General features: G+C 64.8%; 16 protein-coding genes and 3 tRNA genes. 4 read left to right on the top strand and 15 right to left on the bottom strand.

Annotated features, from left to right (window positions below):
- The 3 genes from AC3WL2_RS24200 to gltX all read right to left on the bottom strand — a co-directional run bounded on the left by AC3WL2_RS24200 (position 1) and on the right by gltX (position 1,998).
- A tRNA-Glu gene (locus AC3WL2_RS24200) sits at positions 1–76 on the bottom strand.
- Between the two features lie 72 nt (positions 77–148).
- Positions 149–224: transfer RNA gene (locus AC3WL2_RS24195), tRNA-Ala, on the bottom strand.
- A 292-nt stretch (positions 225–516) separates the two neighbouring features.
- Positions 517–1,998, bottom strand: coding sequence for a glutamate--tRNA ligase (gene gltX, locus AC3WL2_RS24190; RefSeq protein ID WP_102685439.1), 1,482 nt, complete (start codon positions 1,996–1,998; stop codon positions 517–519).
- 141 nt (positions 1,999–2,139) lie between these two features.
- Between gltX and AC3WL2_RS24185 the strand changes: the two genes are divergently transcribed.
- Positions 2,140–3,195: an HlyD family secretion protein gene (locus AC3WL2_RS24185; RefSeq protein WP_102685438.1), complete on the top strand. Its 1,056-nt coding sequence runs from the start codon at positions 2,140–2,142 to the stop codon at positions 3,193–3,195.
- The gene (locus AC3WL2_RS24180; RefSeq protein ID WP_102685437.1) at positions 3,185–4,735 is read left to right on the top strand and encodes an MDR family MFS transporter; all 1,551 of its coding nucleotides are present in this window, start codon (positions 3,185–3,187) and stop codon (positions 4,733–4,735) included. Before AC3WL2_RS24185 ends, AC3WL2_RS24180 begins: the two co-directional genes overlap by 11 nt.
- Before the next feature lie 161 nt (positions 4,736–4,896).
- Here AC3WL2_RS24180 and uvrB read toward each other — a convergent pair whose 3' ends face one another.
- Positions 4,897–6,912 (bottom strand): excinuclease ABC subunit UvrB, encoded by a 2,016-nt coding sequence (gene uvrB, locus AC3WL2_RS24175; RefSeq protein ID WP_102685436.1) that lies wholly within the window; start codon positions 6,910–6,912, stop codon positions 4,897–4,899.
- Between the two features lie 288 nt (positions 6,913–7,200).
- Here uvrB and AC3WL2_RS24170 point away from each other — a divergent pair, with 288 nt between their 5' ends.
- Entirely contained in the window at positions 7,201–8,397 is a 1,197-nt protein-coding gene (locus AC3WL2_RS24170; protein WP_102685435.1) for an amino acid aminotransferase, read from the top strand.
- Positions 8,398–8,458: 61 nt separating this feature from the next.
- A tRNA-Asn gene (locus tag AC3WL2_RS24165) sits at positions 8,459–8,534 on the top strand.
- A 54-nt stretch (positions 8,535–8,588) separates the two neighbouring features.
- Here the strand turns inward: AC3WL2_RS24165 and AC3WL2_RS24160 are convergent.
- The 11 genes from AC3WL2_RS24160 to AC3WL2_RS24110 form a co-directional block, all read right to left on the bottom strand.
- Entirely contained in the window at positions 8,589–9,005 is a 417-nt protein-coding gene (locus AC3WL2_RS24160) for a cupin domain-containing protein (RefSeq protein ID WP_102685434.1), read from the bottom strand.
- A 109-nt stretch (positions 9,006–9,114) separates the two neighbouring features.
- Entirely contained in the window at positions 9,115–9,903 is a 789-nt protein-coding gene (locus tag AC3WL2_RS24155; protein WP_102703539.1) for a PhzF family phenazine biosynthesis protein, read from the bottom strand.
- Between the two features lie 49 nt (positions 9,904–9,952).
- A complete protein-coding gene (locus AC3WL2_RS24150) occupies positions 9,953–10,891 on the bottom strand; it encodes a 2-hydroxyacid dehydrogenase (protein WP_102685084.1) in 939 nt (312 codons plus the stop codon).
- A 53-nt stretch (positions 10,892–10,944) separates the two neighbouring features.
- On the bottom strand, positions 10,945–11,370 hold the full coding sequence (locus AC3WL2_RS24145; protein ID WP_038706546.1) for a hypothetical protein: 426 nt from the start codon (positions 11,368–11,370) through the stop codon (positions 10,945–10,947).
- Between the two features lie 13 nt (positions 11,371–11,383).
- Positions 11,384–12,571: a c-type cytochrome biogenesis protein CcmI gene (gene ccmI, locus AC3WL2_RS24140; protein ID WP_102685085.1), complete on the bottom strand. Its 1,188-nt coding sequence runs from the start codon at positions 12,569–12,571 to the stop codon at positions 11,384–11,386.
- On the bottom strand, positions 12,564–13,040 hold the full coding sequence (locus AC3WL2_RS24135) for a cytochrome c-type biogenesis protein (RefSeq protein WP_102685086.1): 477 nt from the start codon (positions 13,038–13,040) through the stop codon (positions 12,564–12,566). The genes ccmI and AC3WL2_RS24135 overlap by 8 nt, the downstream gene beginning before the upstream one ends.
- Positions 13,037–13,573 (bottom strand): DsbE family thiol:disulfide interchange protein, encoded by a 537-nt coding sequence (locus tag AC3WL2_RS24130; protein ID WP_102685087.1) that lies wholly within the window; start codon positions 13,571–13,573, stop codon positions 13,037–13,039. Before AC3WL2_RS24130 ends, AC3WL2_RS24135 begins: the two co-directional genes overlap by 4 nt.
- Positions 13,570–15,543, bottom strand: coding sequence for a heme lyase CcmF/NrfE family subunit (locus tag AC3WL2_RS24125; RefSeq protein ID WP_173862472.1), 1,974 nt, complete (start codon positions 15,541–15,543; stop codon positions 13,570–13,572). Before AC3WL2_RS24125 ends, AC3WL2_RS24130 begins: the two co-directional genes overlap by 4 nt.
- A gap of 11 nt (positions 15,544–15,554) precedes the next feature.
- Positions 15,555–16,010, bottom strand: coding sequence for a cytochrome c maturation protein CcmE (gene ccmE / locus AC3WL2_RS24120; RefSeq protein ID WP_023632021.1), 456 nt, complete (start codon positions 16,008–16,010; stop codon positions 15,555–15,557).
- Entirely contained in the window at positions 16,007–16,183 is a 177-nt protein-coding gene (gene ccmD, locus AC3WL2_RS24115) for a heme exporter protein CcmD (RefSeq protein WP_102685089.1), read from the bottom strand. The genes ccmE and ccmD overlap by 4 nt, the downstream gene beginning before the upstream one ends.
- Positions 16,180–16,947 (bottom strand): heme ABC transporter permease, encoded by a 768-nt coding sequence (locus AC3WL2_RS24110; RefSeq protein ID WP_102685090.1) that lies wholly within the window; start codon positions 16,945–16,947, stop codon positions 16,180–16,182. Before AC3WL2_RS24110 ends, ccmD begins: the two co-directional genes overlap by 4 nt.
- Between the last annotated feature and the right edge of the window lie 11 nt (positions 16,948–16,958).

Genomic DNA, 16,958 nt, shown 5'->3' with positions numbered 1-16,958 from the left:
TGGCGTCCCCTAGGGGACTCGAACCCCTGTTACCGCCGTGAAAGGGCGGTGTCCTAGGCCACTAGACGAAGGGGACGAACCTTCTTACCTTCAAGACCCGTTCGCTGGAACCGGTCTTGCCTGACAGCCTTGGCCATCAAGCGGAATTTGGTGGAGCTAAGCGGGATCGAACCGCTGACCTCCTGCATGCCATGCAGGCGCTCTCCCAGCTGAGCTATAGCCCCACAATGTCGCTTTGAACCGAAGCGCTGGCTGGGTGCCTGGCGTTTCGTTTTCGTTCATCGCTGTGGACGGGGCGCATATTAAGATCGGATTGCAAGGCTGTCAAACGAATTTTCGAAAATACTCAAAAAATTTTTCACAGATAACAATCACTTACCGCCCTGCCCTGCCCCTCTGCGAGGAGTGCGCCCCGTGGGAGCGGGCTTGTCCCGCGATGGCGGTCATGAATCCGACATCGCAATCGCGGGGCAAATCGGGTCGCCGCATCGCCGCTCCCACGTGGCTGGAAAGCAATCAGGCGATGTTCGCCAGCAGCTTTTCCCACTCCTTGTTTTCCTTCTTCGACACGCCGCCGAGCAGGTCGATGGCCTGGCGCAGACGGTAGCGGGTCAGGTCGGGGCCGAGGATTTCCATGGCGTCGAGCACCGACACCGAGCTGGCCTGGCCGGTGATGGCGGCGAACATCAGCGGCATGGCGTCGCGCAACTTGAGTTCCAGCGACTCGACCACGGCCTGGATGCAGGCGGTGATGCGGTCCTTTTCCCACTGGCGCAGGCTTTCCAGCTTCCACAGGATCAGCTGCATCACCTGGCGCACCTGGTCGGCCGACAGTTTCTTGCTCTCGAACAGTTTGGCGTCGAGCTTCAGCGCGCCTTCGAAGAAGAAGCCACCCAGCGGGGCGACCTGGCTGAAGGTTTCGACCCGGCCCTGGACGTGCGGGGCGATCTTCATCATGTAGTCGCTGTTGAACGCCCACTTCTGCACGCGCGCGGCGAACTCTTGCACCGGCAGTTCACGCAGCCACTGGCCGTTGAGCCACGACAGCTTCTCGATGTCGAAAATCGGCCCGCCCAGCGAGATACGCGACAGGTCGAAGTGCTCGACCATCTCGGCCAGCGAGAACTTCTCGCGCTCGTCCGGCATCGACCAGCCCATGCGGCCCAGGTAGTTGAGCATGGCTTCGGGCATGAAACCCATGCGCTCGTAGAAGGTCACCGAGGTCGGGTTCTTGCGCTTGGACAGCTTGCTCTTGTCCGGGTTGCGCAGCAGCGGCATGTAGCACAGCTTGGGCTGCTCCCAGCCGAAGTACTCGTACAGCTTGATCAGCTTGGGCGCCGATGGCAGCCACTCTTCACCACGCAGCACATGGGTGATGCCCATCAGGTGGTCGTCGACCACGTTGGCCAGGAAGTACGTCGGCAGGCCGTCGTTCTTCATCAGCACCTGCATGTCCATGCGATCCCATGGAATCTCGACATCGCCACGCAGCATGTCCGGGACCACGCAGATGCCTTCGCTCGGCACCTTCATGCGAATCACGTGGGGCTCGCCAGCGGCCAGACGCCGCTGCACCTCCTCGTCGCTCAGCAGCAGCGCGCGGCCGTCATAGCGCGGGGTTTCGCCGCGAGCCATCTGCTCGGCACGCATCTGCTCCAGCTCTTCGGCGGTGCAGAAGCAGTAGAAGGCATGGCCTGCATCGACCAGCTCCTTGGCATATCTGGCGTAGATCTCGCCGCGCTCGCTCTGCCGGTACGGGCCATGCGGGCCGCCGACGTCCGGGCCTTCGTTCCATTCGATGCCGAGCCAGCGCAGTGCGTCGAAGATCTGCTGCTCCGACTCACGGGTTGAGCGCAACTGGTCGGTGTCTTCGATACGCAGGATGAACTCACCGCCATGCTGCTTGGCGAAGCAGTAGTTGAACAGGGCGATGTAGGCGGTGCCGACATGGGGGTCGCCGGTGGGCGATGGCGCAATACGCGTGCGAACGGTGGTCATTGAGAGTCTCGAACGAAGAGAAACAAAGGCGCGATGTTAGCAGGGAGCGGGCATCGGGCTCCAGCAATGGCGCTATCGTCACTTGTGACCTTGCCGCCGACCGCTGTTAAATTTGCTTACACTTTTGCAACGAATGCCCCCATGCCTAGCCCACTCAAACGTCGCTTGCTGATCTTCATCACCCTGGTGCTGCTGGTCGGCCTCGCCTTCCTGGCCCACTGGTACTTCAAGGGACGCTTCTACGAAAGCACCGACAACGCCTATGTGCAGGGCGAGATCACGCGTATCTCCAGCCAGCTGGGGGCGCGTATCGACGAGGTGCGCGTCGAGGACAACCAGCACGTGAGCAAAGGCGACGTGCTGGTGCGCCTGGAGGCCGCCGACTTCGAGCTGGCCGTCGAACGTGCCCGCGCCGCCCTGGCCAGCCGGGAAGCCGAACTCGCCCAGGCGCGCAGCCGCCTGACCCAGCAAGGCAGCCTGATCGCGGCGGGCCAGGCCCAGGTTGCCGCCAACCAGGCCACTCTCGACCGCTCGCAACTGGACCTGAACCGCGCCCAGGCCCTGCGCAAACCTGGGTTCGTCTCCGAAGAGCGAGTGACAACCCTGTCGGCCGAAAGCCATGTTGCCCGCTCCCAGGTGGACAAGGCCCAGGCCGACCTCAAGGGCCAGCGCCAGCAGGTCGACGCCCTGGCCGCCGAACTCAAGCGCCTCGACGCGCAGATCGCCAACGCCCGCGCCGACCTGGCCCAGGCCGAGCTGAACCTGACCCGCTGCGAGATCCACGCGCCGATCAGCGGCACCATCGGCCAGCGCAACGCACGCAACGGCCAGGTGGTGCAGGCCGGTGCCTACCTGCTGTCGATCGTCCCCGACGAGGACATCTGGGTACAGGCCAACTTCAAGGAAACCCAGATCGGCAGGATGCACCCCGGCCAACGCGCCGAGCTGGTGTTCGACAGCTACCCCGATACACCGGTCGAAGGCCGTGTCGACAGCCTGTTCGCCGCCTCCGGCGCGCAGTTCAGCCTGCTGCCGCCGGACAACGCCACCGGCAACTTCACCAAGGTCGTACAGCGTCTCCCGGTCAAGCTGACCTTCGCCGCGGACAACCCGCTGCACGGCCGCATCCGCCCAGGCATGTCGGTTACCGTTACCGTGGACCTGCGTGGCGAAGACGACGACCAGCATGGCCGGTGACGCGCTGCTGCGCCCCACCGCCGAGCCGACCCGACGCGACTGGATCGCGGTGATGAGCGTGATGCTCGGCGCCTTCATGGCGGTGCTGGACATCCAGATCACCAACTCCTCGCTCAAGGACATCCAGGGCGCGCTGTCGGCGACCCTGGAGGAAGGCTCGTGGATCTCCACCTCCTACCTGGTGGCCGAGATCATCATGATCCCGCTGACCGCCTGGCTGGTGCAGCTGCTCTCGGCCCGACGCTTGGCGGTGTGGGTGTCGCTGGGCTTTCTGCTGTCGTCGCTGTTGTGCTCGATGGCCTGGAACCTCGAGAGCATGATCGTGTTCCGCGCCCTCCAGGGTTTCACCGGCGGCGCGCTGATCCCGCTGGCCTTCACCCTGACGCTCATCAAGCTACCCGAGCATCACCGCGCCAAGGGCATGGCCATGTTCGCCATGACCGCCACCTTTGCACCGTCCATCGGCCCGGCCCTGGGCGGCTGGCTGACCGAGAACTGGGGCTGGGAATACATCTTCTACATCAACATCCCGCCGGGGCTGCTGATGATCGCCGGGCTGCTCTACGGGCTGGAGAAGAAGGAAGCCCACTGGGAACTGCTCAAGAGCACCGACTACGCCGGCATCGTCACCCTCGGCCTGGGCCTGGGTTGCCTGCAGGTGTTTCTTGAGGAAGGCCATCGCAAGGACTGGCTGGAGTCGGGCCTGATCGTCAGCCTGGGCACCGTCGCCCTGCTCGCCCTGATCCTGTTCGTAATCCTGCAGTTCTCCCGGCCGCACCCGTTGATCAACCTGCGCATCCTCGGCAACCGCAACTTCGGCCTGTCGAGCATCGCCAGCCTGGGCATGGGTGTCGGCCTGTATGGCTCGATCTACCTGCTGCCGCTCTACCTGGCGCAGGTGCAGGGCTATAACGCCCTGCAGATCGGCAAGGTGATCATGTGGATGGGCGTACCGCAGCTGTTCCTGATCCCGCTGGTACCGCAACTGATGAAGGTGATCCCGCCGAAGGTGCTGTGCGCCCTGGGCTTCTGCCTGTTCGGCGCGGCCAGTTTCGGCTCCGGCGTGCTCAACCCGGATTTTGCCGGCCCGCAGTTCAACCAGATCCAGGTGATCCGCGCCCTCGGCCAGCCGATGATCATGGTGACCATCTCGCTGATCGCCACCGCCTACATCCAGCCGCAGGACGCAGGGTCGGCTTCGAGCCTGTTCAATATCCTGCGCAACCTGGGAGGCGCCATCGGCATCGCCCTGCTGGCGACGCTACTGGATGCGCGGACCAAGGTGTACTTCGACTATTTGCGCGAGGCGGTGGTGCCGAACAATCCGCAGGTCGCCGAACGCCTGGCGCAACTGGCCGAACGCCTGGGCAGCGACAATGCGGCACTGGGCAAACTGTCCGAGATCACCCACCAGCAGGCCTTGATCATGGCCTACAACGATGCCTTCCACTTTGTCGGCGTCGGCCTGGTGGTGAGCATGCTGGCGGTGCTGTTGACGCGCAAGCTGCCACAGGGGTTGAAGGCAGGGGAAGCACATTGAGGGGGCGCTACCCGCCCCATCGCCGGCAAGCCGGCTCCCACACCGACCGCGTCGATTTCAAGGTATTTACCCAAACTTGCGCAAACCCTGTGGGAGCCGGCTTGCCGGCGAATGGGCTGCGAAGCGGCCCCTGTCTCCCACAGAGATAACACCCTGATCCATCAACTGGCCAGCAAGCGTTCGCGCAACTGTCCGATCTCGTCGCGCAATTGCGCCGCCGCTTCGAACTCCAGGTCGCGGGCGAACTGGAACATCTTCTCTTCCAGTTGCTTGATGCGCTTGGTGATCTGCGCCGGGGTCTGCAGCTCGACCTCGTAGCGCCCGGCCTCCTCCGCCGCCTTGGCCATGCCCTTGCGCTTCTTGCTGCGGGCTCCAGGCACGGTGGCGCCTTCGAGGATGTCGGTGATGTCCTTGACCACGCCCTTGGGCACGATGCCGTTGGCCTGGTTGAAGGCGACCTGCTTCTCGCGGCGCCGCTCGGTCTCGTCGATGGCGCGCTGCATGGAACCGGTGATGTTGTCGGCGTAGAGAATCGCCCTGCCGTTGAGGTTACGCGCGGCTCGGCCGATGGTCTGGATCAGCGAACGCTCCGAGCGCAGGAAGCCTTCCTTGTCGGCGTCGAGGATCGCCACCAGCGACACCTCGGGCATGTCCAGGCCCTCGCGCAGCAGGTTGATCCCCACCAGCACGTCGAAGGTACCCAGGCGCAGGTCGCGGATGATCTCCACGCGCTCGACGGTGTCGATGTCCGAGTGCAGGTAGCGCACCCGCACATCGTGGTCGGCCAGGTAGTCGGTGAGGTCCTCGGCCATGCGCTTGGTCAGCGTGGTGGCCAGCACCCGCTCGCCCAGGGCGACGCGCTTGCCGATCTCCGACAGCAGGTCGTCGACCTGGGTCAGCGCCGGGCGCACCTCGACCTGCGGATCGACCAGGCCGGTCGGCCGCACCACCTGCTCCACCACCCGCCCGGCGTGCTCGGCCTCGTAGGGGCCGGGGGTAGCCGAGACGAAGATGGTCTGCGGGCTGACCGCCTCCCATTCATCGAAACGCATGGGCCGGTTGTCCAGTGCCGACGGCAGGCGGAAGCCGTACTCCACCAGGGTTTCCTTGCGCGAACGGTCGCCCTTGTACATGGCGCCGACCTGCGGAACGCTGACGTGGGATTCGTCGATTACCAGCAGCGCGTCATCCGGCAGGTAGTCGTAGAGCGTGGGCGGCGGCGCGCCGGCCGGGCGGCCGGAGAGGTAGCGCGAGTAGTTCTCGATGCCGTTGCAGTAGCCCAGTTCGAGGATCATCTCCAGGTCGAAACGGGTGCGCTGCTCCAGGCGCTGCGCCTCGACCAGCTTGTTGCTCGCGTGCAGGTACTCGAGGCGCTGCTTGAGCTCTTCCTTGATGCCGTCCACTGCCTCGACCAGGGTTTCCCGCGGGGTCACGTAGTGGCTCTTGGGGTAGAAGGTGAAACGCGGCAGCTTGCGGATGACCTCGCCGGTGAGCGGGTCGAAGGCGGCGATGTTCTCCACTTCGTCGTCGAACAGCTCGATGCGGATGGCCTCGAGGTCCGATTCGGCCGGGAAGATATCGATCACGTCGCCGCGCACGCGGAAGGTGGCGCGGGCAAAATCCATCTCGTTGCGGGTGTATTGCAGGTCGGCCAGGCGGCGCAACAGGGCGCGCTGGTCGAGCTTGTCGCCACGGTCGACGTGCAGGACCATCTTCAGGTACGTCTCGGGGCTGCCCAGGCCGTAGATGCACGACACGGTGGTGACGATGATCGCGTCGCGCCGCTCCAGCAGCGCCTTGGTCGCCGACAGGCGCATCTGTTCGATATGGTCGTTGATCGAGGCGTCCTTCTCGATGAAGGTGTCCGACGACGGCACATAGGCTTCCGGCTGGTAGTAGTCGTAATAGGAGACGAAGTATTCGACGGCGTTGTTCGGGAAGAATGCCTTGAACTCGCCGTAGAGCTGGGCGGCCAGGGTCTTGTTCGGCGCCAGCACCATGGTTGGGCGCTGCACCTGCTGGATGACGTTGGCGATACTGAAGGTCTTGCCCGAGCCGGTCACCCCGAGCAGGGTCTGGTGCGAAAGGCCGGCGTCGATGCCCTCGACCATCTGGCGGATGGCCTCGGGCTGATCGCCGGCCGGCTGGAAGCGGGTGACGAGCTGGAACTCGGACATGACGGACCTCATGGATGTCGCGGCAACTGTAAATTTAGCCAGTAGTCTATACCCAAATGCGCCCCCGGGGCGCCAGATTCAAGCGCGACCCTCGCCCCTTCAAGGCAATGGACCGGGCAATTCGACCAATGGTCGAAAAATATTTGCGCAAACAGCCGGAAAAGCTGCGCCAGACTGTCGCAGTGACCGGTGGGTATCACTATACTGACTCCCCGTTTGCGCACCGCTTCAGTGCCTTCGGCTGGAGCGTGGCGACCCTATCACTCTCCTATCAGAGCCAAGGTAACAATGAGCCTGTTTTCCGCTGTCGAGCTGGCACCCCGCGACCCTATCCTGGGCCTCAACGAAGCATTCAACGCCGATCCACGCACCGACAAGGTGAACCTGGGCGTGGGCGTCTACTGCAATGAGGAAGGCCGCATCCCGCTGCTGCGCGCGGTGATCGCAGCCGAGACCGCCCGTGCCGCCCAGCACGCCTCCCGCGGCTATCTGCCGATCGACGGCATCGCCCAGTACGACCAGGCCGTGCAGAAGCTGATCTTCGGCGCCAAATCGCCGTTGCTGGCCGCAGGCCGCGTGGTCACCGTGCAGGCTGTCGGCGGTACCGGCGCGCTGAAGATCGGCGCCGATTTCCTCAAGCGCCTGCAGCCGGGTGCCGTGGTCGCCATCAGCGACCCGAGCTGGGAAAACCACCGCGCCCTGTTCGAGAGCGCCGGCTTCCCGGTACAGACCTACCGCTACTACGATGCCGCCAGCCAGGACGTCAACCGCGCCGGCATGCTCGAAGACCTGAACAGCCTGCCATCGGGCTCGGTCATCGTGCTGCACGCCTGCTGCCACAACCCGACCGGCGTCGACCTGTCGCTGGACGACTGGAAGAACGTGCTGGAAGTGGTCAAGGCCAAAGGCCACATCCCGTTCCTCGACATGGCCTACCAAGGCTTCGGTGCCGGCATCGACGAAGACGCCTTCGCCGTGCGCCTGTTCGCCGAATCGGGCCTGGAGTTCTTCGTCTCCAGCTCGTTCTCCAAGTCGTTCTCGCTGTACGGCGAGCGTGTTGGTGCACTGTCGATCGTCACCGCCTCGAAGGACGAGAGCACCCGCGTGCTGTCGCAGGTCAAGCGGGTTATCCGCACCACCTACTCCAACCCGCCGACCCACGGCGCCAGCATCGTCGCCGCGGTGCTCAACAGCCCCGAGTTGCGCCAGATGTGGGAGACCGAGCTGGCCGAGATGCGCGAGCGTATCCACGGCATGCGCAAGCAGATGGTCGAGCTGCTGGCCGAGTACGGCGCCAAGCGTGACTTCAGCTTTGTCGGCCGCCAGTGCGGCATGTTCTCCTACTCGGGCCTGACCGTTGAACAAGTGGCACGCCTGAAGAACGAGTTCGGCATCTACGCGCTGGACACTGGCCGCATCGCGGTCGCCGCGCTGAACCAGAGCAACATCCACGTGGTTACCAAGGCCATCGTAGAAGTGCTGTAACTGCTTGATTGTCTTGGGGAAGCTTGACTTCCCCGAGACACGCAGTAAGATACGCGCAGATTCCGCGATAGCTCAGTCGGTAGAGCAAATGACTGTTAATCATTGGGTCCCTGGTTCGAGTCCAGGTCGCGGAGCCAAACACTGAAAACCTCCAGATGCGCAAGCACTGGAGGTTTTTTATTGCCTGCGATTCAGCGCTTGGGCAACGGCTCGGTCACCAGCTTGCCCTCCTCCACCAGGCTCCATACCAGAAGCTTGGCTGGCGCGCTTTTACTGGCATTGCGTGAGACGCTGTGCACCGTCCCCGGGGCCTCGTACCAGAATTCGCCGGCCTTGTAGGTCTTCTCCGGTTCGTCATTGAGCTTGGATGTCACCGCCCCTTCCAGCACATAGGCCATGACCGCACCCGGATGCCAGTGGCCGGGCGATGCCTCGCCAGGGGCATAGCTCACCGTGAGCATCACGGCTTTGTTGCCGGGGGCATTGGTGGGGAGCTGCTCCTGGAGGATGCTGACCTGATCGGGCTTTTCGCCATGGGCCCAGGCCAGGGACAGTGGGGCGAGCAGGCCGAGCGTCAGCAGGGCCGCGGGGAAATGGACAGATCGCATGGGGTTTCTCCTGTAGGGATCTGCCTGCAGGTTAAGCCCGGACTCACCAAGGGCAAACGGCCAATTCGCGGAAAAAGCGGGAGGCCGATTGGCCGCCCGCCAGCGGCACTCAAATAAAAATCACACCCCGCAGATACAGCGCCCCTCGCCCACTGATGATCACTCGCCCATTGCCCGGCACATCACACTGCAACTGCCCCTTGCGCGCCCCACCCTGTTCGCAGCGCAAGCTGTTTTTGCCCAGCCGCTCAGCCCAATAAGGCGCCAGCGAAGTGTGGGCCGACCCGGTCACCGGGTCCTCATTGACCCCCACCCTGGGCCCGAACCACCGCGTGACGAAATCGAACCCCCGCCCCGCCGCCGTCACTGCAATCCCCCGCACATCGAATGACGACAACGCCACGAAATCCGGCTTGAGCCCTTCGATCAGCGAAGCATCGTCGATCACCACCACATAATCGTCCGTCCGGTACAACGCCCGGGCCTCGCTCAACCCCAACGCCTCGAGCAACCCCGGCGCAATCTCGACGGCAACCGGCTGCTTGGCCGGGAAATCCATCGCCAGCAGACCATCGGCATTGCGGCTCACCCGCAACTCCCCGCTGCGGGTATTGAAGCGCAGCACCTCGGCCTGCTCCCCCAGTTGCTCGAACAGCACCCAGGCCGCGGCCAATGTCGCATGCCCGCACAGGTCGACTTCCACCGCCGGGGTGAACCAACGCAGGTCGAACGCTTCGCCATTTCGCACGAAGTAAGCCGTTTCGGACAGGTTGTTCTCTTCGGCGATGCGCTGCAGAACGTCGTCGGCCAGCCACTGCTGCAGGGGAATCACTGCCGCAGGGTTGCCGCCGAAAGGCGTGGACGAAAAGGCATCGACCTGGAAGATCTCTAGTTGCATGTAAAGGCTCCTCAAACCCGGCGCAGGGCCGGGCGGACTCGAAAAGGATTCAACCGCGAACCGGGGTCAGCACCGGCTCGCCGGCAAAGAACGCCTGCAGGTTGCGCAGCACCAGGGTCACGGTGTCGCGCGCCGCTTCCGGCGACTGCCCGGCCACATGCGGGGTCAGCACCGTGTTGCCCAGCGCCTTCAGCGCAGCGGGCACTGCCGGTTCATCATCGAACACATCCAGCGCGGCCCCCGCGATCACGCCCTGCTCCAACGCCGCGACCAGCGCCGGGGTGTCCACGACGCTGGCGCGGGCGATATTCACCAGGTAGCCCTCGGCGCCCAAGGCCGCCAGCACCGGGGCATCGACCAGATGCCGGGTAGCAGCGCCGCCGGGCGTGGCGACCACCAGGATGTCCACGGCTTCGGCCAGGTGCAACGGGCTGTCGTACCAGGTGTACGTTTGGTCACGGCGGGGTGTGCGGCTGTGGTAGCTGACATTCATGTCGAAGCCTTGGCTAGCACGGCGGGCGATGGCCTGGCCGACTGCGCCCAGGCCGATGATGCCCAGGCGCTTGCCACTGACCGAGGGGCTGATCACCCGGTTCCATTCGCCGCGCCGGGTACTGGCATCGGCACGCGGGATATCGCGCAACAGCGCCAGTAGCAGCGCCATGGCGTGGTCGGCGACAGGACCGGCGTTTGCCCCAGCGCCATTGGTAACGGTAATACCGCGCGCTGCGGCAGCCTCGAGATCGACCTGCTCGTAGCCGGCGCCGATCACGCAGATGATCTGGAGTTGGGTCAACGTGGCAATTTCGTCGGCCGTGAGGCCCAGCGGACCGCGGGTGAGCACGGCGTCGATCTCACCGGCATGGCGGGCGATCGCCTCGGCGCGCATCTGCGGCGACGGTGCGCGAATCAGGCGGTAGTCGGCCTGTTCCAATAGCGGCAGGTAGTCATCGACGGTTTCCACCAGCACCAGGACTGTCTTGCTCATGCCACCCTCCGGTTGTATGCGAAGGGGGATTATGCCAGCCCACGAGACAATCGCTACTGCGCGAACGCCCTGCCCAGGCCGCCCGGCACGCCACTGCTGTCGGTTTCCTGCCAAGGCCCGCTAGGACTGAGCGACCAGCTCCAGCCATTGTTCCAGCGATAATAGGTGCGCTGACGGTAGAAGGTGTTGGGTTGCTTCTCCAGCACATAGACCCCCAGCTTCGGGTCCCAATGGCTGGCGCCACCGGGCGGCGGCGCGAAGCTGGCAGAAGTGCGTGGCATGGGCTTGGGAATAGCCGCCGGCTTGCTCGGCTGGGTACCCGGCTGGCCACCTGGCAGTGGCTTGACCACCGGCCCCTGGTGCGGTGGCGGCGTGGTCTCGATCGGCGGCAGCGGTTCACGCTCCCCCGGCTGGTGCACCGTACACGCGGAAAGACCCAGGGCCAGGGTGATCAGGGTCAGGCGGACGGTGCTGTTCATGACGGTTGCTCTCTTACGGATCGGGGCTGTCGATGGTCAGGTGCTGGGTGGCCTGGGTGGTAGTGGCCAGTGGCGCACTCTGGCCCTTCCACTCGCCGCGGGTCGGCACGCCTGCGCGCGAGACTCGGGCAACCAGTTGGACTTCGGTGAAGTCCGACAGTTTCATCTGCGGCATCATCGCGTCGGCATCCGACAGCTCCACTTCGATCGGCAACTGCGCCACCGTCACCCGCTTGGCCGCCAGCGGCATGGGCGGGCCATTGCTGGCGCGGGCGAAGATGAACACGGTGTCATCCGGGCGTACCTTGTCCTTGAGCGCCGCGCCCAGCTCGACCCGCACTTTCAGGCGCGCAGCGTCGGCGACCTTGCCGCCGCCGGCCTTGAGCCTGTCGGCGGCACGATCGATGCCACCCTGCAGCGCGGCACGAGAGGCATCGCCCTCCGGCAATTGCGCCAACAGGCGCTGCCAGTAGTCGATGGCTTCCTGGAAGCGTTCGCCCTCGAATGCCGCGATGCCACGCAGGCCAAGGCTGGTAACTTCCCGCGGGTCGGCTTGCAGCGCTTCATCAGTGAGCGCCTGCAGGTGCGCCGACCACTGTTTGTCAGCGGCGAAGTACAGCGCCTGGGCCCATTGCCCGAGCAGCTCGGGTTGGCGCCCGGCAAGGGCCACCGCACGCTCGAAGGCCTTGGCCGCATCGGCCGGCCGCTGCTCGGCCATGTACGCTCGGCCAAGGAAGTACAGACCCTCGGCCGAGTCCGGCTGGACCTGCACTGCGCGCTCCAGGCGCGTGGTCATTTCAGTCATCGACTGCGGCGCGCTGGCGAACTCCTGGGTCAGCTCGACCTTGTCGGCTGCGCCGAAGTGAAGGTAGAGCCCCAGGGCCATCACCGGCACCAGCACCGCCGCCAGCAGCGGGATGGCCTTGCCCAGGCGGCCCTGGCGAACGGCCTCGTCGCGTTCGGTGTCGGCCAGCAGCTCGCGGGCGGCTTCGTCACGTCCCGTGGCCAGCTGTCGATCATCGAGCACCCCGGCCGCCTGCTGGGCAGCCAGCTCGGCGACCCGCTCCTCGTAGAGCGCCACGTTGAGTGCGGTACGGTCTTGTTCGGCCTGCTGGCGGCGGTGGCCACGCAGGATCGGCAACAGCAGGAAAGCCAGGGCGGCGAGCAGCAGCAGGCCCGCGCTAAGCCAGAATTCAGTCATGGGTACGTTCTTTATCCAGCAGTTTGGCCAGACGCTCGCGTTCGTCGGCGGACAGTTCGGTGTTGCCGGCCACAGCCTGCCCGCGGCGACGGCGGACGATCACCGCCAACACCACGAAACCACTGGCCAGGAGGATACCCGGGCCGAACCACAGCAACCAGGTGCGCCCGCTGAGCGCCGGCTTGTAGCGCACGAAGTCGCCGTAGCGATCGACCATGAAATCGACGATCTGCTGGTTGTTCTTGCCTTCGCCCAGCATGCGGAAGATCTCGCGGCGCAGGTCGGCGGCGATCGGTGCGTTGGAGTCGGCGATGTCCTGGTTCTGGCACTTGGGGCAGCGCAGTTCCTTGGTCAGTTGCTGGTAGCGCTCGCGCTCGGCTTCGTCGCGGAACTGATAGGTGTCGATGGCGGCCTTGGCCACCCCGGCCAGGCTCAGGCCAAGCACGGCAGCCGTAAACCAGCGCTTCATGGCTTGGCCTCGTCGACCAGGCCCTGATACAGCGGCGCCAGCTGCTCGCGCCACACCGTGGCATCGACCACACCGACATGCTTGTAGCGGATGATGCCCTTGGCGTCGATCAGGAAGGTTTCCGGCGCGCCGTACACCCCCAGGTCCAGGCCCAGCGTGCCTTGCTGGTCGGCAATGTTCAGCTGGTAAGGGTTGTGGAACTCGGCCAGCCACTTCAGCGCGGCGGCATTGTCGTCCTTGTAGTTGACCCCGTGGATCACCACACCCTGCTCGGCCAGCTGGTTCAGGTACGGGTGCTCGACCTTGCATGACGGGCACCAGGTACCCCACACGTTGACCAGCGCCGGACGCCCGAGCAGGTCGGCATGGGTCAGGGTGCGGTCATCCTGCACCGTCGCCAGCGAGAACGCCGGGAATGGCTTGCCGATCATTGCCGAAGGCAGTTCGTCGGGCTTGAGGAACAACCCCTTGTAGAGAAAGACCGCCACCAGCAGGAACACCGCCAGTGGCACGACCATGATCCAACGCTTCATGCCGTTGCTCCAGACACGCCCAGGGCCTCACGCACCCGGGTCTTGACCTTGACGCGGTAGCGCCGGTCGAGGGCCGCCAGCAAGCCGCCCAGGCCGGTCAGCAGACCGCCCAGCCAGATCCAGCGGACATAAGGTTTGATATGCACCCGCACCGCCCAGGCGCCGTTTTCCAGCGGTTCGCCCAAGGCGACATACAGGTCTCGGGTGAAACCGGCATCGATGCCGGCCTCGGTCATCATCGACTGCTGCACGGTGTACAGGCGTTTTTCCGGGTGCAGCACGGACACTTCGCGGCCATCGCGCGAAACACGCACAGTGCCCTTGTCGGAGATGAAGTTCGGCCCTTCGAAGTGTTTGGCACCCTCGAACAGGAAGTGGTAACCGCCCAGCTCGACGGTCTCGCCCGGCGCCATGCGCAGGTCGCGCTCGGCACTGTTATTGCTCGACAACACCACGCCCAGGGCACAGACCACCAGCCCCAGGTGAGCCAGGTGCATGCCCCAGTAGCTGCGGTTGAGCCCAACAAGGCCTTTGACCAGGCCCTTGTGACGGGTCTTGTCGAGAATGTCGCGCACGCCGCTCAGGACTACCCAGGCGGCCAGGGCGAACACGCTGAGGGCTGGCCAGTCGAAATCATCGACGATCAGCCCGGCGACCGGCGCCAGCACCGCGCTGCCAACCAGCACCGGGGTCAACATGCCGGCCAGCCACTTGCCGGGGGTATCCTTCCAGCGCACCACCACACCGATACCCAGCACCACCATCAGCAGCGCCATCAGCGGCAGGAACAAGGCGTCGAAGTACGGCGGGCCGACCGACAGCTTGGCCCCGGTCAGGGCATCGAGCACCAGCGGGTACAGCGTGCCGAGCAGGATCATCGACGCCGCCACCACCAGCACCAGGTTGTTGGCCAGCAGCAAGGTTTCACGGGACCACAGCGCAAAACCCACCTGGCTCTTGACTACCGGGGCGCGCAGGGCGAACAGGGTCAGCGAGCCGCCGACCACGAACAACAGGAAGAACAGGATGAAGATGCCGCGCGAAGGGTCGGCCGCGAACGCATGCACCGAGGTCAATACACCGGAGCGCACCAGGAATGTACCCAGCAGACTCAGGGAGAACGCGGCGATGGCCAGCAGCACGGTCCAGCTCTTGAACACCCCGCGCTTCTCGGTGACCGCCAGCGAGTGGATCAGCGCCGTGCCCACCAGCCAAGGCATGAACGAGGCGTTTTCCACCGGGTCCCAGAACCACCAGCCGCCCCAGCCCAGTTCGTAGTAGGCCCACCACGAGCCGAGGGTGATGCCGACGCCCAGGAAAGCCCAGGCGACGATAGTCCAGGGCCGCGACCAGCGCGCCCAGGCCGCGTCCAGGCGCCCGCCGAGCAAGGCGGCGATGGCGAAGGCGAAGGCCACCGAAAAGCCCACATAACCCATGTACAGCATCGGTGGGTGGACGATCAGGCCGAAGTCCTGCAGCAGCGGGTTGAGGTCGCGACCGTCGCCCGGTACCTGCGGCAGCAGGCGCTGGAACGGATTGGAAGTGATGATCAGGAAACTCAGGAAGCCCACGCTGATCATGCCCATGACCGCCAGCACCCGGGCCAGCATCACCTGGGGCAGCTGGCGCGAGAAGATCGACACGGCGAAGGTCCAGCCGCCGAGGATCAGCGCCCACAGCAGCAGCGAGCCTTCGTGCGCGCCCCACACGGCACTGAACTTGTAGTACCAGGGCAAGGCGCTGTTGGAGTTGCTGGCCACATAGGCGACCGAGAAGTTGTCGGTCATGAAGGCATGGGTAAGGCAGGCGAAGGCGAAAGCCAGGAAGGCGAACTGCCCCCAGGCCGCCGGCCGTGCCAGGCCCATCCACAGACTGTCGCCGCGCCAGGCGCCGAGCAGCGGCACGCTGGCCTGCACGGCGGCGAAGCAGATGGCCAGGATCATCGCCAGCTGGCCCAGTTCGGGGATCACCAGGGCTGCGTTCATGGCTTGGCCCCCGCATCACTGGCGGCCTGGCCGCTTTCTTTCAGGGCCTTGGTGACTTCCGGCGGCATGTACTTCTCATCGTGCTTGGCCAAAACCTCATCGGCCACCACCACGCCATCGGCATTGAGCTTGCCAAGGGCGACGATGCCCTGCCCTTCGCGGAACAGGTCAGGGAGGATGCCGCGGTAGGTGATCGGTACCGACTTGCTGTAGTCGGTGACCACGAAACGTACGTCGAGCGAATCGGCCGAGCGCTGCACCGAGCCCTTCTCGACCATGCCGCCGGCGCGGATACGGGTGTCCAGGGGCGCCTCGCCGTTGGCGATCTGCGTCGGGGTGTAGAACAGGTTGATGTTCTGCTGCAGCGCACTCAGGGCGAAGCCCACGGCGACGCCGACACCGGCCAGCAGGCCGAGGATGATGAACAGGCGTTTCTTGCGCTGCGGATTCACGGTTTGTTCTCCCGGCGCAGACGACGCGCCTCTTCTTGCAGGTAGCGGCGGCGGGCCAGCAGAGGCGCGGCGACATTCAGCGCCAGCACCGCCAGGCAGATCCCGTAGGCCGACCAGACGTACAGGCCATGGTGGCCCATGGCAAGGAATTCACTGAAGGAGGCAAAGCTCATCGTGCCGCCTCCCGGCCAAGCTGGCTCAATACCTCATCCTTGACCCAACTGGCCCGCGCTTCGCGCTTGAGCACTTCCAGACGCATGCGCAGCAACAGCACGGCGCCGAAGAAGCAATAGAAGCCCAACGCGGTGATCAGCAGCGGCGCCCACATTTCCACCGGCATTGCCGGCTTTTCAGTGAGGGTGAAGGTGGCGCCCTGGTGCAGGGTGTTCCACCACTCCACCGAATACTTGATGATCGGGATGTTGATCACGCCGACGATCGCCAATACCGCACAGGCCTTGGCCGCGCTGTCGCGGTTGCTGATGGCCTGGCCCAGGGCAATGATGCCGAAGTACAGGAACAGCAGGATAAGCATGGACGTCAGGCGCGCGTCCCAGACCCACCAACTGCCCCAGGTGGGCTTGCCCCAGATCGCCCCGGTGACCAGCGCCACCGCGGTCATCCAGGCGCCGATGGGCGCCGCGCACTGCAGCGCGACGTCGGCCAGTTTCATCTTCCACACCAGCCCCACCACGCCCGCCACCGCAAGCATCACGTAGCACGACTGGGCAAGCATGGCCGTCGGCACGTGGATATAGATGATGCGGAAACTGTTGCCCTGCTGGTAGTCCTGGGGGGCGAAGGCCAGGCCCCAGGTGATGCCGACCAGCATTAGCACGATGGCGCAAACGGTCAGCCATGGCAGCATGCGGCCGCTGATGGCATAGAACCATTTGGGGGAACCCAGCTTGTGGAACCACGTCCAGCTTATTTTCATCAGGGTACATC

This window comes from Pseudomonas sp. FW305-96, assembly GCF_058783825.1.
This window is presented reverse-complemented; position numbering and strand designations above follow the sequence as displayed.